Genomic DNA, 20,410 nt, shown 5'->3' with positions numbered 1-20,410 from the left:
TAAAAACGAATGACCGATTATCTTCAGGGCATGTTATCCGGGCAGCCGGCTCTGCCGGGAGAGGGAGAAAATGCCACACTTTACTGGCGTGAAACAGGGGAGGGGATACTGGAGTTTACCCCCCGCACACCCCGTGAGCCGGGATCGCTGATTATTTCTGCCGGGATCCACGGTAACGAAACCGCGCCAATAGAGATCCTGAATCAGCTGGTGACGGAATTACTGGCCGGCGAATGTCCGGTTGCGCAGCGATTGCTGGTGATCTTCGGGAATCCGCAGGCAATACGTCAGGGTGTGCGCTATATCGATTATGATCTGAATCGCCTGTTTTCAGGTTACCGGGACACATTACCCTCCTGCGATGAATCGCAGCGTGCAGCGCAGTTAGAGCAGGCGGTCTGTGACTTCCGTCGCGGGGATGAAGCACAGTCAGTCTGCTGGCATCTCGATTTGCATACGGCTATTCGCGGATCACTCTACCCGCAATTCGGATTGTTGCCGGCAAGCCCCCGACCACGGAATGCGCCCTTTATCGACTGGCTGGGCCGTGCCGGTCTGGAAGCGCTGGTTTTCCATCAGGCCCCGGGCGGGACCTTCAGCCACTATACCTGCCATATGACGGAAGCGGAGAGCTGTACCCTGGAGCTTGGGAAGGCACTGCCGTTTGGTTGTAATCAGCTGTCGGAATTTGATCGTGCCCGGAGGGCACTGCGGGCCAGGATCTGTGGTGATACCGGAACTCCGGAGGCGCCGGAAAGCCCGCCACGCTGTTTCCGGGTGATCAGGCAGTTAACCCGTACCGGCGAACATTTTCATCTGCATATGACAGACACGACGCCGAACTTTACATGGTTTCCTGCAGGGACGGTACTGACTGAAGACGGCGATCACACTGAGGTAGTGCAGCATCCGCAAGGCGAGCGGGTACTGTTTCCTAACCCCCGGGTGGCATTTGGCCTGCGGGCAGGGCTGATGCTGGAAGAAGAGCCATAAACCCGGAAAATCTCAGCCCGGAGGCGGTTTTGCCGGGCTGTTCCCCTTTCTGCCATACACTTTCTTATCACTCTGCTGCGGCTTCCTCATTTTTTCTCCACGATTGCGGATTTTTTCACATTTATGTTTTCAGTGTTTTACGCAGCCTCTGAATAATTGACGTTGGCAGGCGTAAAGTGGGTTCTGACGACGACAGTGTCAACAGACATCGTCAGACAACTAAAAACATTAAGGATATGACTCTATGCGTAAACTCACTTCACTGATCCTGGCAACATCACTGGCCTTTGGTGCTGCCAGTGTGGTACACGCGCAGGCCGAAAATCTGACGCCTCCTCCGGCTTCCCAGCACCGTCCGATGCATCCTCACGGACCTGACTTCTTCCATGGCATTAAGCTGACGGATGCCCAGAAACAGCAGGTGCGTGAGATCATGAAGCAGAGCCATCAGCAGATGAAACGTCCGTCAGTTGAGCAGCGCCGTGCGGCTCATCAGATAGTCGCATCAGACAGTTTCGATCAGGCAAAAGCAGAAGCTGAAGCGGCCAGCCAGGCCGCGGGTGCTAAAGATCGTGCATTCCAGCGGCTGCAGACAGAAAACAAACTGTACAACGTCCTGACTCCGGAACAGAAGAAACAGTACAACGAAGACTTTGAGCGTCATCTGACCGAAAAACATGACCATAAAGGACATGCGCCACAGAATTCCGCTGGCTAATTGCGGCACAACATAGATCCCCTGAGACCGCCCTGAGGGCTGACGGACAGGAAACGCCGTCAGCCATTATGGCGGTTTTATTATCATGAGGGGGCGTTGTTATCAGGCCACTCTGAGCGTACCGGCAGGAGACGGAATCAATACTATCAGGCCGATCCCGGTGGGCGACCGGAAAGTGACAGAGACCCCGCGCCGGAAGCATAAAAAAACCACCTTCTCAGAAGGTGGTTTTTGACGTTGTCCGCAAGGTGACTATTTTTTCCAGAAGTCGTCGAAGACCGTGATGGGTGGCTGACGTTTGTGTTCTGTTTTCAGGTACCAGCCTTCGATGATTTTCGCCGCTTCAGGCGCTATCGTTTTACCTTCCAGATAGGCATCGATCAGGGCATAAGTCACTCCCAGAGCTACCTCATCCTGCAGGCCCGGACGTCCGTCTTCCAGATCCGCTGTCGGATGTTTCAGGTAGAGGTGCTCAGGACAGCCAAGCTGCTTCAGCAGCTGTTTGCCCTGACCTTTGTTCAGGCGGAAGATAGGGTTGATATCGGTACCGCCGTCACCGTATTTGGTAAAAAAGCCGGTCACAGCTTCGGCGGCATGGTCGGTTCCCACAACCACACCGTGGGTCATCCCGGCAATACTGTATTGTGCTTTCATTCGTTCGCGGGCTTTTTCATTCCCCTTCACAAAATCAGATAACACAATTCCGGCCTCTTTCAGCGCGCGCTCGCTGGCCAGCACGGCTTCTTTAATGTTGACGGTCAGTGTTTTGTCCGGCTGGATAAAATGCAGCGCATCCTGACAATCCTGCTCGTCGGCCTGGTCGCCGTAAGGCAGACGCACAGCAATAAAACAGTAATCCTGATCACCGGTTTCAGCACGCAGTTCTGAAATTGCCGTCTGGCAAAGTTTACCGGTCAGGGTTGAATCCTGACCGCCGCTGATCCCTAATACCAGACTTTTTAGCCCGGGGTAGGTTTTCAGATAGGACTTGAGGAAATCCACACTGGTGCGTATTTCCTGTTGAACATCAATCACCGGTTTTACACCCAGTGCACGGATAATTTCTTGTTGTAATGTCATACAGGACTCCTCGGTTCAGGGGCGGTGCGGGACCGCCGTGTTACAACATTCCTTCTGTGCGGTCTGTTTATTTTACCGCGGCCACAGGTTTTTTTGCCACAAAGGTAAACATCAGTATCGCCAGCATAAAACAGCCAAAAATCGTCGATGTCATACTGATAACCGATGTTCCGCCCAGTCCTGTGACAGGAATACTCAGGGAACCCAGCGTGAACATCGTGACTCCGATCACCGCAGAGGCACTGCCGGCGCGTTTACCCTGACTCTGCATCGCCAGAGAAGATGCCGTGGTGGAAATGACGGCATTGCTGGCAATGCTGAAGAACAAGGTAAACAGTATCACCGGTAACGGCGCGTGCATAATGCCGGCAATCAACAGACTAAGAGACGCGACAAACGCCAGTGTCAGTCCGCCTTTCAGCACCCGGTATTCTCCCAGTCGCGGACTGAGACGGGCGCTGGTTTGTGAGGCAATCACCAGGCCCAGCCCGTTCAGTGCAAAGCAGTGGCTGAAGGTTTGCGGTGACATTCCGTAAATCTGTTGCAGGACAAACGGTGATGCGCCGATATAGGCAAACATACCCGCCATCATAAACCCCTGCGTCAGGCAAAAGCCCATAAACGGGCGGTGGGTGATCACCTTCCCCAGTGCACCCCAGGCAGAAAGCAGAGAACCCTGGCTACGTTTTTCCGGGTGCAGCGTTTCATGAATATGTAAACGACTGAGGGTCACCAGCAGAATGGCAATACCGGACAGAACCAGGAAAATTCCGCGCCAGTTCATAATGTTCATCAGTGCGCCGCCAATCACCGGAGCCGCAATCGGGGCCAGACCATTCACCAGCATCAGCATAGCAAAGAAGCGAGTCAGTTCATGACCACTGTACATATCCCGGGCGATGGCACGGGATAATACCGCCCCTCCGGCGCCACCCACCCCCTGGAACAGGCGGGCAATCAGTAGCTGATCCAGGCTATGAGCCATTGAACAGGCGATGGAGGCTAACAGCAGTAGCAGTAATGACAATGCCAGCGGCAACGTTCGCCCGTACTTATCACTCATCGGGCCAAAAAGCAGTTGCCCGAGCCCGAGGCCCAGCAGACCTGCGGTCAGGCTAAGCTGTGCGCTGGCCGTCGCAATATGCAGACTATCGGCCAGTTGTGGCAGCGCGGGGAGGTATAAATCAATACATAAAGGGCCGAGTCCGGCCATCAGGCCAAGGATCAGCACAAAAGAGAAACGGTGCGGGGGGGCTTTGTACATTTTTCCTCTGAATCTATGGTGTTTCCGTTGAGTAACATAAGTATGAAAATTAACAGATTATCTCTGTCAGAGGCCAGAGGCACGCTGGTTTCCCGCGATGGACTCTGCAAGAGAATATCGATTTAAGGCGCGTCAGTCCATGCTAACCATTTGTTTTATCGTTATTACCTATTACACTTTAAGGACGTCAGTTGAACAGCTCATCTGATCTCTTATTGTGTATTACGATTACAGTGAGGTAAATAATGCATAAATTCACCGGACTTATCGCAGCCGGCGCTGTCATGGCTATTCTTTCCGGCTGTACGACGTATCATCAGGCAGAAAGCTATGTCACCAAACCCGTGGTAAAAGACGTCAAAAAAGGAATGACACGTGACCAGGTTCGCCATATCGGCGGGCAACCGGCCTCCGTGATCACCATGATCCATGCCCGTGGAACCTGCGATACTTACATTATTGGTCAGAGCGAAGGTAAACCGCTGACCTATTTTGTCAGCTATAACGAGACCGGACATGTGATGAATTACGGCTTCCAGAGCTGCAGCGAATACGACACAGATCCCCAGGCACCGCAAGCGAACTGATCCTTCGCTAATACGACAAAAGGCCAGCATTATGACTGGCCTTTTGTCTGTTCAGGATGCTCTGTGGCTACAAACCATCAGGTCGCGGGACCTCGATATAATCACCGTCGATATTACGCTGATAATAATGGCCTGCCTGCACATAATAACGTTTACCGTTAAAGTCCAGCACCTGCAGATGTTGCGGTGTACTCTGTGGAGGCGGGTTGACCACGACATAGTCATTCCCCTGACGCTGATAATAAATACCGTTGAGAAGATAGTAGGTCAGGCCGCCTATCAGAACTCCGGTCGCTAAGTCAGGCAGAAAGCCGCCGCCAGGGCCGGGACCACCATGCCAGCCTGGCCCGCCACCGGGGCCAGGGCCGCCGAAACCAGGGCCGGGACCATGCGGGTAAGCCAGCGCTATACCTGGCATAGTCAGGGTTAACGCCAGCAGAGATGGGATAACTTTTTTCATATTCTATCTCCGACAATAATTGAGCAAATGATCGGCGCGCATACCCGAAAACTCAAGGGTTATAGCTCGGATTTTTCCTTCCATTACACTAATTAACGCTTTCTTAACGGGCTTCCCCGTTACGCCTGGCACTTCTTTACTCAACATTCACTATGCCGCCGTACAGCGGTTAATGCAGGGACTGCGTCAGCTGTTTTTGCCAATCGATAGCGGTTGAATAAATTTGTTTGCCGGTCGTGCTGACGACCTGTTTCGTCAGAGGACCTGGCAGTAATACCGCACAGGCAACCAAGGTGATACAGAACCATCGTTCCAGCAGATTACTTTTTTGCGGCTGTAACACCGGAAAACGAAACCGCCAGCGACAGGGCCATAGCAGAGGCACACCCGCGGGTGTCAGCATATCGGCGACAATATGGCTCAGATAACCCAGGACCATTCCCTGCATCACGTCAGCGGGCAGCCACAGAGCCTCCGGCAGTTTCAAATGCAACAACCACAATCCGGCGACGATGGCTATCAGGCTATGGGTAAATCCCCGGTGACCGAATGCACGGGAGACCGGGACAGAAATCCAGCGTAAACGTCTGCCGAGCAGGGACGAAGGGTGATCAATATCCGGCAGCAGACATGTCAGTAATGTTGCCGGGAGTAAATGCCACCAGTCTGCGTGGGCAATAACGGGGGTCAGATCGCTGCGTTTAGCAATAATGGCGCTGGCAACAGCGAAGAGAATATGGCCTTCGGCCGTCATGAGATATCCTGCAACTTCCTGATTAACTGTCAATGTATACAGTATAGGGATTTATACAGCGAAAAGGTATATGTGACGCTGTAACAAATAATAAATGACATTGACACAAGCAGAGAAAACTCCGCTCCTGCGGGGGCGATGAAGCGCAGGGAAAGGCCACGGAAATTTCTGCACAGGCGGCGCAGATAACAGAAAAGGATACCAACACTGCTGAGTCAGTGATGCTGGTTACGTCGGGAGCCGGGCGGAGAGTCGGAATTCCCCCCGGAAGTCATGATCCTCACGTGTGATCGTTCGTGCCCGGGAGAAGACCTTTAACGCGGCGTACAGAAGTCTGTCGTCTGACCGCAGGGAGCCTTGGCTCCCTGCACCGGCTCAGCGGATAGCCGGTAAGTAGCCCAACAGATCCGGTGTCAGATCATTAAGGGAGTCTACGCGGGCGTGTGCCAGACTCCAGACGGGCAAATGGGCTTCTGCAGCGGCAGGCACGACCAGCGTACGCATTCTTGCGGCTTTCGCCGCAACCATACCGTTAAGTGAGTCTTCCAGAGCCACGCAATGTAACGGGTCTGTCGCCAGTGCTGCTGCGGCATTCAGATACACCTGAGGATGAGGTTTGCTGTAAGGAAGTTCGCCTGCGGAAGCGACCGCGTCGAAATAAGGCTGCAGAGAAAATAGTTCGAGGACGCTCTGAATTAAACTCAGCGGAGAGGCGGAAGCGAGGCCGATTTTAAAACCACATTCGCGACACATCTCCAGAGCTTCACGGACACCCGGCATCAGCGGGCGCTGTTGGCGAATTTTCTCTGCCACCTCAGCGATAATCTGCTGTGTGATCTCTTCAGCATTCAGATGGCGGATATTGCCCGCATCAAACCAAAGTCTGACCACCTGGTCGATACGTAATCCTGTGGTTTCCGGTAAGGAGTCACGCAGGCTGATATCGATGCCAGCACGTGAGAATACGTCCAGTTCAGCCTGATGCCAGAACGGTTCCGAGTTGATCAGCAATCCGTCCATATCAAATATTGCTGCTTTGACCGGGCGATGATAGGCCATAAAACCCTCCGTGAATGGTTAAAACATTGCAAAAAACTAACAGGGTAACGAAAATTATGCGTCCGGTTGTATGAAATATCTCAGGAATTATTATTTTAGCGGTATAAAACAGGAAAAATAACCGGGGCGCAGGTAGACTTGTATCACAAAAACCGCTGCAGGAGAGAGCATGAATTATCAACAAACAGGCAGGATCGCCATCGGCAAAAAAGTTGCCGGCTGGTTGTTATTTATTCCTGCTGTGATATCGACCCTGATATCACTCATGAACTATTTGTACATCCACAGTGATAACCAACCCGGTATCGATGCGGTATTAACAGATTTCATTCATGTCATGATCAATATGGTGAAATTTAACACGCCGTTTCTGAGCTTTTTATGGCAGAACTCACCGGTCCCGGACTTCGGGACACAGGCCGATGTTTTGTTCTGGGTGATTTACTTCATGATTTTTGTCGGGCTGGCCTTACAGGCTTCGGGTGACCGCATGTGGCGCCAGTCCTGTTTTATTAAAGAAAGCATTGATGATCAGCTCATCCTTGAACAGGTTAAAGAAGGCGGTGGTCTGACCCGTAAGCAACTGACCGAAAAACTGCAGACACAAAATCACTCTATTTTCAGGCAGTATTTTCATTTGTACATTCTGCCGGTGATTGTGATTGTCATCGGGTACTTTGCCCTGCGACTCACCGGCTTCCTCTGAATTACCGCGATCAACGATAATCGCGCAACAGGTTATCAATCACCTGTTGCGCTTCTTCCTGCCAGGAGCCTCCGAAAGCACAGGCACGGTTCAGTAAATAGTATAACCGGTAGGCCGGTTGCCGGTCTGTATAGTCCTCAGGCAACGGGCTGATTTGCTGATAAGCATTGAGCAGCGGGGCAGTTAACACATTGTCCGTTTGCCACAAAGCGAGATCACACTCCCTGTCTCCCCAGTAACATGAGGGATTGAACAGCCAGGGCGCATTATGTGCTTCAGCGCAATGTCCCGGCCAGAGATCCCCATGCAATAAGGAGGGAGAGGGATGGTGATTTGCCAGACATCGCGACACACTGGCAATGATTTGTTCCGTATCGCCAAAGAATAACTTTTTCCCGGCAGCTATCTCCAGTTGCCAGCCGATGCGTTGTTGCGCGAAGAAAGAGGACCAGCGCTTCTGCCAGTGATTGGGCTGAGGTGACAGTGTCACTGAATTATCAAAATCAAGACCAAACTTGGGCTGTTCACCCCACTGATGGAGCCTGGCAAGTTGTTCACCGAGCAGGGACGCGGAAACTTTACTCAATGGCGCCGGAGGAAGATATTCCAGAATAAGAAAACTATGATGTCGCGAGGTACCGCTGCCGTAAACTTCGGGGACCCTGACGCACCCGGTCCGGGCCAGCAAAGCAAGCTGGTCTGCCTCTTCGATAAAGCGGGGAAGCATCTCGCGATGGTTGGATTTAATAAAATAGTGCGTATTGCCGCTTACCAGCTGCCAGGACTGGTTAACTTCACCTCCGTCGCATTGATGGTAATGAGATATTCCTGCAAAGTCGCGTTGTTGCTCTTCTAACAGTCGATGAATGGCTGACCACATAGTGTTGTCCTCACTTTTCGCTGTGTGGTCGAATTGTAACCTGCATTGAACCAGAGATTCCAGCAGCCGGATCTCACCGGTGTGAATTTTTTATTGCCGGCGGGGCGGATCGGTACATCAGCGGCTTAAGCATTAAATCTGTTTGCTAAAATTAATTTGTATTTAATTAACGTTATACTTAGCAACATTCCGGCCAGTATTTTCTATAAATATGCTTTCTATTTTTGTATTCGCGTCTATCATACCTGCTACTATTCAGATCACTCTGAATCACGCTAAGGCCTGTCACTTTTTTTTGACAAGTAAAGTGGATACATGCTTTTTTACAAACTCGGGTAAATAGCATGCCACGCTATTTAAAAGTGTTCAGACTTAGCTTTTAACAACGTCGTCAGTACAGGTTTTTCAATGAAAGCATTCAATAAAATCTCAGCAGCGCTGCTGCTTACCGCCGGAGTGTTCGCCCAGCAGGCATATGCTGATAACTCAGTATTTACGTCGATGGATGATCCTTCTACCGCAAAAACACCTTTTGATGGCTCAGCGTCTGCAGGCTATCTGGCCCAGAGCGGTAACACCAGAAGTTCCTCTCTGACGGCTCAGACCAATATGACCTGGTATCAGCAGGCGATGGCATACAGCCTGTGGGGTAATGCGTCGAATACCTCATCCAACGATCAACGTTCTTCTGAAACCTACTCTGTGGGTGGCCGTTCACGTTATAACCTGAACAGCAGCGATTACCTGTTCGGTCAGGCAACCTGGTTAAGTGATCGTTTTAACGGTTACGATAGCCGCGATACGCTGACTGCCGGTTACGGTCGTCAGATCCTTAACGGCCCTGTACATTCACTGCGTGCTGAATTGGGTCCGGGTGTACGTTATGATGACTATCATGATGGTGGTCACCAGACTAAAGCGCTGGCTTACGGTGCACTGAGCTACCAGTGGCAGCTGACAGATACGACCAAGTTTATTCAGGGTGTATCCGTACTGAGTACTCTGGGAAATGATACTACTCTGAACTCCGAAACCGGTTTACAGGTAGCGATTAACTCTCACTTCTCACTGAAAGTGGCCTATGATGTGACCTGGAACAACAATCCGCCATCTTCTGCGCCGGATCGTACCGACAGTAAAACGTCTGTCCTGCTGTCTTACGCGATGTAAGCCAACAGATGAGACAAAAAGGCCCGCATAGCGGGCCTTTTTACTTTCAGCGTTACCGGAGCCTGACCAGGGACAGGCCATCCCGGCGGATGCAGTGCGCTCAGTCTTTTCAGGGAATTCAGAGCAGTGCGCTGTCGATTTTTGCGACAATCTTCCGCAAGGCGGCCGGTGTGGTACAGGTACTCATCGGACGGTGAAGTTCCTGCGGGAAAATAATTGCCAGTTCACCGGCCTGTAGATGGATCAAAGTCTCTCCCGGGATGGCTGCACAGAACCCAAGGTCGTGTGCATCATTAAAAGGTTCACTCAGATCCAGTGGCAGTCCGCGAACGCCGGCACCAATCACTTCATTACCGTCCAGCACAATATGAATATCCAGATACTGGCGATGAAACTCAGGTTTCTGGTTTTCCAGTGGACGGGTTTCCCCTTCAGCGACATTAAAGAACATTTGTTTGCCCTGAACCTGATAATGGCCGGCAGGCAGGCTGTACGGGTCACTTTCGATAATGGTTGCCAGCATCTTACGAATGGCGGCAGGATAAAGCGGATTTCCAGCTGCGGCGGCTAAGGTATCAATGATCATAATATTCGTCTCTGAGTTCAGGCGGTGTGTTACCGCAAACAGGTCATATACTGGCTGACGATATTGTCCACCGGTGGCATGATACTTACTGCCATGACATCCGGCTCATCGTTCCCGGGGGCTTCCAGGTTGGAAAACTGGCTGCGAAGCAGCGTCTCCGGCATAAAATGACCTCTGCGCTGACGCATACGGGTCATTACCTGCTCGAAATCGCCTTGCAGCCATAAAAAACGCACATGCGGACTGCCCGCCCGTAGCTGATCCCGGTAAGACTTTTTAAGTGCAGAACAGACCAGCACGCCGGTTTCATTTTTCTGTTCCAGGCTGTAGATCACATCGGCCAGCCGGCAAAGCCAGGGCTGCCTGTCGGCATCATCCAGCGCCTGACCGGCCGCCATTTTGTCGATATTCTGTCGGGGATGAAGGTCATCCCCGTCAATAAATTTGGCGTTCAGGGCCCGCGAAAGCGCCTGGCCTACCGTAGATTTTCCGGTACCGGACACGCCCATCACGATAATGCACTGACCTGTCATAGTCATATTCCTCCAGGTTATCAACGGTATGCTGTTCTTCACTCAACGGCGGATTGTGGCTTTTGCCGGCCTGTCCAGGCCATGCTACAAGCGTCGTCACCGCAGTCTGGCTTCGGGAGAGTGTTCCGTCGCCGGCGCCTTGCTGAGGCTGAATGGGCCGCCCGGCCAGTGACTGACTTCTGTGCTGTGGGTTACAGAGCCTATCTCACGTTTTTCACGACGTTTAAACTGTGATGCTGATCACTAAAAAGTGATGTTACAAAACAACGTTACAAGTGCTGTGATCGATGACATAAAATCAGTGGGAGATCCCGACATTTACGGCCCGAAGCGAAGATTTTCATTTCGGATTCGGACAGGCATAATGACATTACCGCTTTCCGGTACTGACTGGCAGAATGAATGAAATTGCAACGCATCACACTGAATGATATTGCGACTCTCGCAGGCGTAACAAAAATGACCGTCAGCCGGTATTTACGTACGCCCGAAAAAGTGAAACCGGAAACGGCACGGCGTATTGCCAGCGTTATCGAAGAGGTGGGCTTTCAGACTGATCCTGATAATGCCGCCATGAACAGCAATGCGATTGCGCGCATTGGGGTGCTGGTACCTTCATTTCATAACCAGATTTTTGCTGATGTGCTGGCCGGGGTAGAAACCGCCGCGGCGGCCAGAGGCTACCAGACACTGGTGGTGAACTACGACTACAACAGCCAGAAAGAAGAAGAACAGATTGCGACTGTACTGGCGTTTAATGTTAAAGCTTTGTTGCTTACAGAAAGCGTGCACAGCATACGTGCAGAGAAGTATTTACGCTCGGCAAAAATCCCCGTGGCCGAAGTCATGGGGCTGACAGAAAACAGCGAACGGATTAATGTCGGTTTTGATAACCAGCGTGCCGGGCTGGACATGACACGTATGCTGCTGGCCAGTGGAAAAAAGCGAATTATCTATTTTGGTTCCATGGCTGATCTCCGGGATGAACAACGCTATGCCGGTTACTGTCAGGCGATGGCGGAGGCAGGTCTGCATCCCGGGCGTATTACCCCTGGCAAGGTCTCATCCGTCACCATCGGTGCGGGCATGATGACCCTCGCACGTCAGATGTATCCTGAGATGGACGGTATTTTGTGCACCAATGATGATCTCGCCGTAGGTGTACTGCGCGAATGCACCGCCTGCGGTATCCGTGTGCCGGAGCAGCTGGCCGTTGCCGGGTTCCACGGCCTGGAAATCGGTCAGGTGACGACCCCGAAACTTGCCAGCGTACTGACGCCGCGTTTTGAAATGGGCAAGGTTGCCACAGAGATCCTGATTAAAAAAATTCAGGGACTGCCCACCATCGAACGGGTCGATTTGCATTACCGGTTGTCGATGGGAGAAACCATTTAACCGACTGATTGACTCTTTTCTCTACTCTCCTGAGCCCATATCCCCCCGATACCCCTGTTACATGTCAGTAAAATGTCTGTCAGATCACGCCAGAAGTAACACAAATTTTTAACATTATCTGGCGTGACGGAGATCGCAACAATCAGCGGCAAAAACACGTTTGATACATAACACACGTTACAGGCTTATCAGACAGGACCGTTGCTATGCATACAAATACTCAACCCGTTATTTTGCTCATCGCACCGGTGATGGACGTCTTACAAACTTCTCTGGACGCCAGCTACCGGGTATTCCGTCTTTATGAGCAAACCGATACTACAGAATTTCTCAACCGTCACGGGGGAGAAGTTCAGGCCGTCGTCACCCGGGGCGATACAGGCGTCAGCCGTGACATCCTGGAGCAGTTGCCGCAGGCCGGTATGATCGCCGTGTTCGGCGTTGGCACCGATGCTATCGACCTCAGTTATACCCGGGAGCGGGGCATCCATGTCGGGATCACTGCCGGCGTACTGACCGATGATGTTGCTGACCTGGCGATGGGATTACTGCTGGCTGCCAGCCGCCGGCTGTGTCAGGGAGACCATTTCGTGCGTACCGGGCAGTGGGAAAAGACAGCACCGCCACTGGCGACCAAAGTCAGCACTAAGCGTCTCGGTATTCTGGGTATGGGGAACATTGGCCAGGCCATCGCCCGCCGGGCCAAAGGTTTTGATATGACCATTCTTTATCACAGCCGTCAGCGTAATGATGCGCTCGATGACCAGTGGTGTGAGGATTTGCACAGTCTGGCGAGTCAGAGTGATTTCCTGGTGATTGCCGCCTCGGGGAGCGCCGAAAACAGCGGCATCATTAATGCCGCTGTCTTTGAGGCGATGCCTGAACACGCCTGGCTGATTAATGTTGCCCGCGGCAGTCTGATTGATGAACCGGCACTGTTGCGGGCATTACAGGAAAAAGTGATTGCCGGGGCAGCGCTGGATGTGTTTGAGCACGAACCGCATGTGCCGGAGGCTTTCTTCGCACTCGATAATGTATTGCTGCAACCCCATGTGGCCAGTGCCACAGTGGAGACCCGCCAGGCAATGAGCCAGTCGGTGTCCGACAATCTGGCGGCTTACTTCTCAGGCCGGGCGATCCCGGGCTTAATTCAATAACAAAAGAGTACCGGTATTACGAGGGAACATGCCTTTTTCATTGATGATCAGCCTCTGCCAGACAGTCTCCGGGGGTGGCTGATGTAACCAGGACATTATTATGAACGATAAAATACCAGGAACCCGCTGGGTGCGGGTTATCGCACCGATCCTCATTGCCTGTATTATGTCATTTATGGACCGGGTCAATATCAGTTTTGCATTGCCTGGCGGAATGGAAAAAGATTTAGGGATCACCAGCCAGATGGCCGGTGTCGCCAGCGGAATATTTTTTATCGGTTATCTGTTTCTGCAAATTCCCGGTGGGCGTATTGCCGTGTACGGTAGTGGTAAACGCTTTATCGCCTGGTCTCTGTCGGCCTGGGCAATTGTCTCGATTGCAACCGGATTTGTCACCCATGAATATCAGTTACTGGCGCTGCGTTTTTTTCTCGGCGTCGCGGAAGGGGGGATGTTACCGGTCGTCCTGACCATGGTCAGCAACTGGTTTCCGGAAAAAGAACTGGGCCGGGCCAACGCATTTGTGATGATGTTTGCTCCCCTGGGAGGGATGCTTACCGCCCCGGTGTCCGGAGCTATTATCGCCGCGCTCGACTGGCGCTGGTTATTTTTTATCGAGGGCTTGCTGTCTGTGGTTGTTCTGGCGGTCTGGTGGCTTGTGATCAGTGACCGTCCGGAGGAAGCCCGCTGGCTGCCTGAAAAAGAACGGGAATATCTGCTGACCGTCCTGGGGCGCGAGCGTAAAGCACGTGAAGAACTGGCCCCGGTCGCTAAAGCGCCGTTAAAAGCGGTACTGAGGAATAAGGGGCTGATGCAGCTGGTGGCACTGAACTTCTTTTATCAGACCGGGGATTACGGTTATACCCTGTGGTTACCGAGCATTCTGAAAAACCTGACCGGCGGCAATATGGCCAGTGTCGGATTACTGGCGGTTCTGCCGTTCCTGGCGACTCTGGCGGGGATTTATGTGATTTCTATGCTCAGCGACCGCACAGGTAAACGCCGCTTATGGGTACGGGTTTCGCTTTACTGCTTTGCGGCAGCGCTGGTGGCATCAGTGATCCTGCGGGACCATGTGGTGGCAGCCTATATCGCGCTGGTTATCTGTGGTTTCTTCCTGAAAGCGGCGACCAGTCCTTTCTGGTCTATTCCCGGCCGTATTGCCTCTCCGGAAGTGGCTGGCAGCGCCCGTGGGGTGATCAACGGACTCGGTAATCTGGGCGGATTCTGCGGACCTTATCTGGTGGGGATCATGATTTATCTGTACGGACATAACGTCGCGGTATGTGCGCTGGCAGTATCGCTGTTAGTGGCCGGGACGATTACCTTCGTGTTGCCGAAAGAGTGTGACTTGTCCTCAGGAAAAAAGCCGGATGACCGCTCTGCGGACAAATCAGCGAAGGCACCGCTGCGCTCAGCTTCGCTGAAACGGGTCTGATCGCTTTGCATAAAGGGATATCACCTTACGGCCGGGAACATAGCAACTATGACTGTGTTCCCGGCAGAACATATTCGTTCTATGGTCAGACATTAGGGTCACAAGGCTGGCGACGGGATGAGCGCGACAGTATCGGCCCGTTTTACTGACCGACATGTAATGCCGACGAAATATAATTGTTTAGCGATAGAGAATACCTTTACGGAATTGACGGGTGCAGGCAGACGCGGAGGAATAAGATCCGTTGTGAATATCAGACACCGGTAAAGGTCACAATGAAGGGCAGAAAATCACGCAGGTGATACGGATGCCTGCAAGGAGTTTGCCGCAGAGGTGCAGGGGAACGCGAAGAACGGGCAATAAAAACAGCTCCCTGGATCCGGGAGCTGTAAACGCATGATTACTGATTGGCCTGCTGTGCTTCCTGCCGTTTTTCAGCAGCTGCGCGCTGGGCTGATTTTTTAGCCATGTGATGGCCCACAAAACAACCGGCCACTGCACCCGCAACCGCGTGATGATGAGCCAGATGACCCGCAACACCCCCGGCAACCGCGCCTTTGATGCAGCCTGCTGCCATCGCTGTCTGGGACAGCAGTAACGTACCGGCCAGTGCCAGTGCGGAAATACTTTTCTTCATAATAAAACTCTCCTGTTATTGCCGCATAAGAATAACATCCGCTGACAGAACCACGATGGACTAATTTATTAATTTAATTGTTAAATTGTTTCAGAACAGTAAGTTTGTAAAAGCAGACATAACGCTAAGCCGTGACGTGCCCGGTCAAGGCGACAGTGAAGCAGTACTTTTGCTGCTGAGCGATCCCTCCTGCAACGTCCTATAGCTTTGAAAAGAGCGTTGCACTAAAAAACGGAGTTTCCCCCGTGACAAAGTATCCTGCGGTTTTTTTGTACAGATCATGAGGCGGGTACTGATAAAATCCCTTTGATGTTAATCCCATTCTTTTCGTCAGGCGGATTAGCATGTACCATTACCAGACTGCAGCACATCAAAGAAAACATAGAGTTACTTTTGTGTACCTATGAGTGTACCAGACAGATAATTTTGTGTTGTGATGGTAGTGTAACTTACTGAATTTAAATAAAAATCAATATTTGCATGTAGCCTTTCGTGTGGGTTACCACTGCAATTAAGGATATGAAATGCCTGTTATTACTCTTCCTGATGGAAGTCAGCGTTCTTTTGACCATGCGGTCAGTGTCATGGATATTGCTCAGGATATCGGTCCGGGGCTTGCTAAAGCCTGTATCGCGGGTCGGGTAAACGGTGAGCTGGTGGATGCGGTTGATCCTATTACCGAAGATTCTGAGGTTGCGATCATTACCGCGAAAGATGAAGCCGGTCTGGAAATCCTTCGCCACTCCTGTGCTCACCTGTTGGGGCATGCTATCAAGCAACTGTGGCCGGATACCAAAATGGCTATCGGTCCGGTGATTGATAATGGTTTCTACTATGATGTGGATATGGATCACACCCTGACCCAGGAAGACATCGAGCGGCTCGAAAAACGTATGCACGAGCTGGCTGAAACTAATTATAACGTCATTAAAAAGAACGTTAGCTGGCAGGAAGCGCGGGATACCTTTGAGTCACGTGGCGAAAGCTACAAGATGGCGATTCTGGATGAGAACATCAGCCATGATGACCGTCCCGGCCTGTACCATCATGAAGAATATATCGATATGTGCCGCGGTCCGCACGTACCGAATATGCGTTTCTGTCATCACTTCAAATTACAGAAAATTTCCGGTGCTTATTGGCGCGGTGACAGCAATAACAAAATGCTGCAGCGTATCTACGGTACGGCCTGGGCCGATAAAAAACAGCTGGCTGCCTACCTGAAACGTCTGGAAGAAGCGGCGAAGCGTGACCACCGTAAAATCGGTAAACAGCTTGACCTGTATCATATGCAGGAAGAAGCGCCGGGTATGGTGTTCTGGCATAATGACGGCTGGACTATTTTCCGCGAACTGGAAGTCTTTGTCCGTACCAAGCTGAAAGAGTACCAGTATCAGGAAGTGAAAGGTCCGTTTATGATGGACCGGGTGTTATGGGAAAAAACAGGTCACTGGGAAAACTATAAAGAGGCGATGTTCACCACCTCTTCAGAGAACCGTGAATACTGTATTAAGCCAATGAACTGCCCGGGCCACGTGCAAATTTTCAATCAGGGTCTAAAATCTTACCGTGACCTGCCATTACGTATGGCGGAATTTGGTAGCTGCCACCGTAACGAACCGTCAGGGGCATTACATGGTCTGATGCGTGTCCGTGGGTTTACCCAGGACGATGCGCATATTTTCTGTACCGAAGACCAGATTCTGGATGAAGTGAATAGCTGTATCCGGATGATTTATGACATGTACGGCACCTTCGGCTTTGAAAAAATTGTCGTTAAGCTGTCTACCCGTCCTGAAAAACGTATCGGCAGCGACGAATTGTGGGACCGTGCGGAGCAGAATCTGGCCGAAGCACTGAAAGAAAACGACATTGAATTCGAGTACCAGCCGGGTGAAGGGGCGTTTTATGGCCCTAAAATTGAATTTACTTTGTATGATTGTCTGGATCGTGCGTGGCAGTGTGGTACAGTACAGCTCGATTTCTCATTACCGGGACGACTGGACGCTACCTATGTCGGCGAAAACAACGAACGCCAGACCCCGGTAATGATCCACCGTGCTATTCTTGGCTCTATGGAGCGCTTTATCGGTATTCTTACCGAAGAATATGCAGGTTTCTTCCCAAGCTGGCTGGCACCGTTACAGGTTGTCGTGATGAATATCACCGATAATCAGGCGGATTATGTCAACGAATTGACCCGTAAATTACAAAAAGCGGGTATTCGTGTAAAAGCAGACTTGAGAAACGAGAAGATTGGCTTTAAAATTCGTGAACACACATTACGTCGTGTCCCTTATATGCTTGTCTGCGGTGAAAAAGAAGTGGAGGCCGGTAAAGTTGCCGTGCGTACCCGCCGTGGAAAAGATTTAGGATCTATTGATGTCGACGTATTTATAGATAATCTGCAGCAGGAAATTCGCAGCAGAAATCTTAATCAATTGGAGGAGTAAGGTATTAAAGGCGGAAAAAGAGTACAACCAACACGTCCGAACCGTATCAATGGTGAAATCCGTGCAACAGAGGTACGTCTGACGGGTGTTGACGGTGAGCCGCTAGGCATTGTTAGCCTGCGCGAAGCTTTAGAAAAATCTGAAGAAGCAGGCGTGGATTTAGTTGAAATCAGCCCTAACGCCGAGCCGCCGGTTTGCCGAATTATGGATTACGGCAAATTCCTCTATGAAAAAAGCAAATCTTCTAAGGAACAGAAGAAAAAGCAAAAAATTGTCCAGGTTAAGGAAATTAAATTCCGTCCTGGTACAGATGAAGGCGACTATCAGGTCAAACTACGCAACCTGATTCGTTTTCTGGAAGAAGGCGATAAAGCCAAAATCACGCTGCGTTTCCGTGGTCGTGAGATGGCGCACCAGCAGATTGGTATGGAAGTGCTTAACCGCGTGAAAGAAGATCTGTCTGAACTGGCTGTTGTTGAATCCTTCCCATCAAGGATTGAAGGACGCCAGATGATTATGGTGCTCGCACCCAAGAAGAAGTAGCAGGCATTCAAGTAATACTGCCGCTCTGTCCGTTTACGGCTGAGCGGTTTTATTCGCCTGCTGGTTCATTTTATTAACAATGCGAAGTGGATATTTTTTAAAATGCCAAAGATTAAAACTGTACGTGGAGCGGCCAAGCGCTTCAAGAAGACCGCTTCTGGCGGCTTCAAGCGTAAACACGCTAACCTGCGCCATATTCTGACTAAAAAGTCTACTAAGCGTAAACGTCACCTGCGCCCTAAAGGCATGGTTTCTAAAGGCGATCTGGGTCTGGTTATTGCCTGCCTGCCATACGCATAAGTTAACTTTTTTTTTCACAGAATATAAAACAGGAGAGCTAATATGGCTCGTGTAAAACGTGGTGTAATTGCCCGCGCTCGTCACAAAAAAATCTTAAAACAAGCTAAAGGCTACTACGGTGCACGTTCACGTGTTTACCGCGTTGCCTTCCAGGCTGTCATCAAAGCTGGCCAGTACGCATACCGCGACCGTCGTCAACGTAAGCGTCAGTTCCGTCAGCTGTGGATTGCTCGTATCAACGCAGCAGCCCGTCAGAATGGCATGTCTTACAGCCGTTTCATTAATGGCCTGAAAAAAGCCTCTATTGAAATCGATCGTAAGATCCTGGCTGACATCGCAGTTTTCGACAAAGTAGCATTTACTGCTCTGGTCGAAAAAGCGAAATCAGTTCTGGCATAAGTCAGTTAGAAAAGGGAGCTTGCTCCCTTTTTTATTTCTGCTAAGAAAAGCTAACTCTCTGACTTTAATCTGTTATTATAGTAGTCCGTTTTCTTTCTCAGCAACTAAGGTAACGCAAGCATGAATGCTGCTATTTTCCGTTTCTTTTTTTACTTTAGCACCTGATGTCAGGGGCTTTTGCGCAGCAGAAAAGAAACGAAAAATCGCGCTAAAAGCCTCCCTGGTGGAGGCTTTTTTCGTTTTGGCGAAACAGCCCCGGGAGTCATCCCGGAGTGGAACAAATACCAGACTAACCGGAAGAAGAGGAAAACATGTCCCAACTCGCAGAATTAGTTGCCCGCGCCCGGGCTGCTATAGACGAGGCGACGGATATCGCCACCCTGGATGCAGTTCGCGTCGAATACCTGGGTAAAAAAGGCCATCTGACTCTGCAGATGATGACATTGCGCGAATTACCGGCCGAAGAACGTCCGGCAGCCGGTGCGGTGATCAATGAAGCTAAGCAGCAGGTTCAGGAACACTTAAATGAACGCAAACAGACGCTGGAGTCTGCTGCACTGAACGCGCGACTGGCGGAAGAGACCCTTGATGTTTCGCTGCCCGGACGTCGTATCGAAAACGGCGGTCTGCACCCGGTCACCCGGACCATCAACCGTATCGAAAGTTTCTTCGGTGAGCTGGGCTTCCGTGTGGCTAATGGCCCGGAAATTGAAGATGCATACTATAACTTTGATGCACTGAACATTCCGGGACACCATCCGGCTCGTGCGGATCACGATACTTTCTGGTTTGATGCAAAACGCTTACTGCGTACCCAGACCTCAGGGGTACAGATCCGTACCATGGAAAACAGCGCACCGCCTATCCGCGTTATCGTTCCGGGACGTGTGTATCGTAATGACTACGACCAGACTCACACACCGATGTTCCATCAGATGGAAGGCCTGATTGTTGATAAAGACATCAGCTTTACCAATCTGAAAGGGACGCTGCATGATTTCCTGAATAACTTCTTCGAAGAAGATCTGCAGGTACGCTTCCGCCCGTCTTATTTCCCGTTCACCGAGCCTTCTGCTGAAGTGGATGTGATGGGTAAAAACGGTAAGTGGCTGGAGGTTCTGGGCTGCGGTATGGTCCACCCGAACGTATTACGCAATGTCGGCATCGACCCGGAAGTTTACTCCGGTTTCGCCTTCGGCATGGGTATGGAGCGTCTGACCATGTTGCGTTATGGCGTGACCGACCTTCGTGCATTTTTTGAAAATGATCTTCGTTTCCTGAAACAGTTTAAATAAGGG

General features: G+C 51.1%; 23 protein-coding genes and 1 other annotated feature. Of the genes, 14 read left to right on the top strand and 9 right to left on the bottom strand.

The window, feature by feature from the left end:
- Positions 1 to 9: 9 nt before the first annotated feature.
- The gene (astE, locus tag GTPT_RS11695) at positions 10 to 993 is read left to right on the top strand and encodes a succinylglutamate desuccinylase (protein WP_029989763.1); all 984 of its coding nucleotides are present in this window, start codon (positions 10 to 12) and stop codon (positions 991 to 993) included.
- A 244-nt stretch (positions 994 to 1,237) separates the two neighbouring features.
- The gene (spy, locus tag GTPT_RS11690; protein ID WP_025901894.1) at positions 1,238 to 1,711 is read left to right on the top strand and encodes an ATP-independent periplasmic protein-refolding chaperone Spy; all 474 of its coding nucleotides are present in this window, start codon (positions 1,238 to 1,240) and stop codon (positions 1,709 to 1,711) included.
- 252 nt (positions 1,712 to 1,963) lie between these two features.
- On the opposite strand, the gene nadE is transcribed toward spy, so the two are convergent.
- Together nadE and GTPT_RS11680 are read right to left on the bottom strand one after the other, a co-directional pair.
- Positions 1,964 to 2,791, bottom strand: coding sequence for an ammonia-dependent NAD(+) synthetase (gene nadE, locus GTPT_RS11685; RefSeq protein WP_029989765.1), 828 nt, complete (start codon positions 2,789 to 2,791; stop codon positions 1,964 to 1,966).
- A gap of 67 nt (positions 2,792 to 2,858) precedes the next feature.
- Positions 2,859 to 4,055, bottom strand: coding sequence for a multidrug effflux MFS transporter (locus GTPT_RS11680; RefSeq protein WP_025901896.1), 1,197 nt, complete (start codon positions 4,053 to 4,055; stop codon positions 2,859 to 2,861).
- 245 nt (positions 4,056 to 4,300) lie between these two features.
- Between GTPT_RS11680 and osmE the strand changes: the two genes are divergently transcribed.
- Positions 4,301 to 4,642 carry an osmotically-inducible lipoprotein OsmE gene (gene osmE, locus GTPT_RS11675; RefSeq protein ID WP_025901897.1) on the top strand — a complete coding sequence of 114 codons (342 nt, stop codon included), beginning with the start codon at positions 4,301 to 4,303 and terminating at the stop codon, positions 4,640 to 4,642.
- 67 nt (positions 4,643 to 4,709) lie between these two features.
- Here the strand turns inward: osmE and GTPT_RS11670 are convergent, their stop codons facing one another.
- The 3 genes from GTPT_RS11670 to hxpB form a co-directional block, all read right to left on the bottom strand.
- A complete protein-coding gene (locus GTPT_RS11670) occupies positions 4,710 to 5,102 on the bottom strand; it encodes a DUF6515 family protein (RefSeq protein WP_029989767.1) in 393 nt (130 codons plus the stop codon).
- A gap of 169 nt (positions 5,103 to 5,271) precedes the next feature.
- Entirely contained in the window at positions 5,272 to 5,856 is a 585-nt protein-coding gene (locus GTPT_RS11665; protein ID WP_025901899.1) for a metal-dependent hydrolase, read from the bottom strand.
- Positions 5,857 to 6,231: 375 nt separating this feature from the next.
- On the bottom strand, positions 6,232 to 6,915 hold the full coding sequence (gene hxpB, locus GTPT_RS11660; protein ID WP_025901900.1) for a hexitol phosphatase HxpB: 684 nt from the start codon (positions 6,913 to 6,915) through the stop codon (positions 6,232 to 6,234).
- A gap of 169 nt (positions 6,916 to 7,084) precedes the next feature.
- Between hxpB and GTPT_RS11655 the strand changes: the two genes are divergently transcribed.
- The gene (locus tag GTPT_RS11655) at positions 7,085 to 7,621 is read left to right on the top strand and encodes a YniB family protein (RefSeq protein WP_025901901.1); all 537 of its coding nucleotides are present in this window, start codon (positions 7,085 to 7,087) and stop codon (positions 7,619 to 7,621) included.
- A 10-nt stretch (positions 7,622 to 7,631) separates the two neighbouring features.
- Here GTPT_RS11655 and GTPT_RS11650 read toward each other — a convergent pair whose 3' ends face one another.
- Positions 7,632 to 8,501, bottom strand: a complete 870-nt coding sequence (locus GTPT_RS11650) for a fructosamine kinase family protein (RefSeq protein WP_029989769.1) — start codon at positions 8,499 to 8,501, stop codon at positions 7,632 to 7,634.
- Positions 8,502 to 8,909: 408 nt separating this feature from the next.
- On the opposite strand from GTPT_RS11650, the gene GTPT_RS11645 reads away from it, so the two are divergent.
- A complete protein-coding gene (locus tag GTPT_RS11645; protein WP_025901903.1) occupies positions 8,910 to 9,671 on the top strand; it encodes a DUF481 domain-containing protein in 762 nt (253 codons plus the stop codon).
- Between the two features lie 118 nt (positions 9,672 to 9,789).
- On the opposite strand, the gene GTPT_RS11640 is transcribed toward GTPT_RS11645, so the two are convergent.
- Positions 9,790 to 10,257, bottom strand: coding sequence for a NanQ anomerase/TabA/YiaL family protein (locus tag GTPT_RS11640; RefSeq protein ID WP_025901904.1), 468 nt, complete (start codon positions 10,255 to 10,257; stop codon positions 9,790 to 9,792).
- Positions 10,258 to 10,286: 29 nt separating this feature from the next.
- Positions 10,287 to 10,790, bottom strand: a complete 504-nt coding sequence (locus GTPT_RS11635) for a gluconokinase (protein WP_025901905.1) — start codon at positions 10,788 to 10,790, stop codon at positions 10,287 to 10,289.
- A gap of 402 nt (positions 10,791 to 11,192) precedes the next feature.
- Here GTPT_RS11635 and GTPT_RS11630 point away from each other — a divergent pair, with 402 nt between their 5' ends.
- The 3 genes from GTPT_RS11630 (at position 11,193) to GTPT_RS11620 (ending at position 14,780) form a co-directional block, all read left to right on the top strand.
- Complete coding sequence (locus tag GTPT_RS11630; RefSeq protein ID WP_029989771.1) at positions 11,193 to 12,185, top strand: LacI family DNA-binding transcriptional regulator; 993 nt, start codon at positions 11,193 to 11,195, stop codon at positions 12,183 to 12,185.
- A 206-nt stretch (positions 12,186 to 12,391) separates the two neighbouring features.
- Positions 12,392 to 13,342, top strand: coding sequence for a 2-hydroxyacid dehydrogenase (locus tag GTPT_RS11625; RefSeq protein WP_025901907.1), 951 nt, complete (start codon positions 12,392 to 12,394; stop codon positions 13,340 to 13,342).
- 100 nt (positions 13,343 to 13,442) lie between these two features.
- The gene (locus tag GTPT_RS11620) at positions 13,443 to 14,780 is read left to right on the top strand and encodes an MFS transporter (protein ID WP_025901908.1); all 1,338 of its coding nucleotides are present in this window, start codon (positions 13,443 to 13,445) and stop codon (positions 14,778 to 14,780) included.
- A 400-nt stretch (positions 14,781 to 15,180) separates the two neighbouring features.
- On the opposite strand, the gene GTPT_RS11615 is transcribed toward GTPT_RS11620, so the two are convergent.
- Positions 15,181 to 15,417, bottom strand: a complete 237-nt coding sequence (locus GTPT_RS11615) for a hypothetical protein (protein ID WP_029989773.1) — start codon at positions 15,415 to 15,417, stop codon at positions 15,181 to 15,183.
- Positions 15,418 to 15,941: 524 nt separating this feature from the next.
- Here GTPT_RS11615 and thrS point away from each other — a divergent pair.
- The 6 genes from thrS (at position 15,942) to pheS (ending at position 20,407) form a co-directional block, all read left to right on the top strand.
- Positions 15,942 to 17,870 (top strand): threonine--tRNA ligase, encoded by a 1,929-nt coding sequence (thrS, locus tag GTPT_RS11610; RefSeq protein WP_025901910.1) that lies wholly within the window; start codon positions 15,942 to 15,944, stop codon positions 17,868 to 17,870.
- Between the two features lie 3 nt (positions 17,871 to 17,873).
- Positions 17,874 to 18,413: a translation initiation factor IF-3 gene (infC, locus tag GTPT_RS11605; protein WP_025901911.1), complete on the top strand. Its 540-nt coding sequence runs from the start codon at positions 17,874 to 17,876 to the stop codon at positions 18,411 to 18,413.
- Between the two features lie 102 nt (positions 18,414 to 18,515).
- Entirely contained in the window at positions 18,516 to 18,713 is a 198-nt protein-coding gene (gene rpmI / locus GTPT_RS17100) for a 50S ribosomal protein L35 (RefSeq protein ID WP_004157374.1), read from the top strand.
- A gap of 42 nt (positions 18,714 to 18,755) precedes the next feature.
- Complete coding sequence (gene rplT / locus GTPT_RS11600; RefSeq protein WP_025901912.1) at positions 18,756 to 19,112, top strand: 50S ribosomal protein L20; 357 nt, start codon at positions 18,756 to 18,758, stop codon at positions 19,110 to 19,112.
- 115 nt (positions 19,113 to 19,227) lie between these two features.
- Positions 19,228 to 19,352, top strand: a sequence feature (Phe leader region).
- Positions 19,233 to 19,277, top strand: a complete 45-nt coding sequence (gene pheM, locus GTPT_RS17550) for a pheST operon leader peptide PheM (RefSeq protein WP_001386830.1) — start codon at positions 19,233 to 19,235, stop codon at positions 19,275 to 19,277. It overlaps the preceding feature by 45 nt.
- Positions 19,353 to 19,423: 71 nt before the next feature.
- Positions 19,424 to 20,407, top strand: a complete 984-nt coding sequence (gene pheS, locus GTPT_RS11595; protein WP_029989550.1) for a phenylalanine--tRNA ligase subunit alpha — start codon at positions 19,424 to 19,426, stop codon at positions 20,405 to 20,407.
- Positions 20,408 to 20,410 lie beyond the last annotated feature (3 nt).

This window comes from Tatumella ptyseos ATCC 33301, from assembly GCF_000735525.1.
Classification (GTDB): domain Bacteria; phylum Pseudomonadota; class Gammaproteobacteria; order Enterobacterales; family Enterobacteriaceae; genus Tatumella; species Tatumella ptyseos.
The sequence above is the reverse complement of the archived record's forward strand: the minus strand, read 5'-3'. Positions and strand labels throughout refer to the sequence as shown.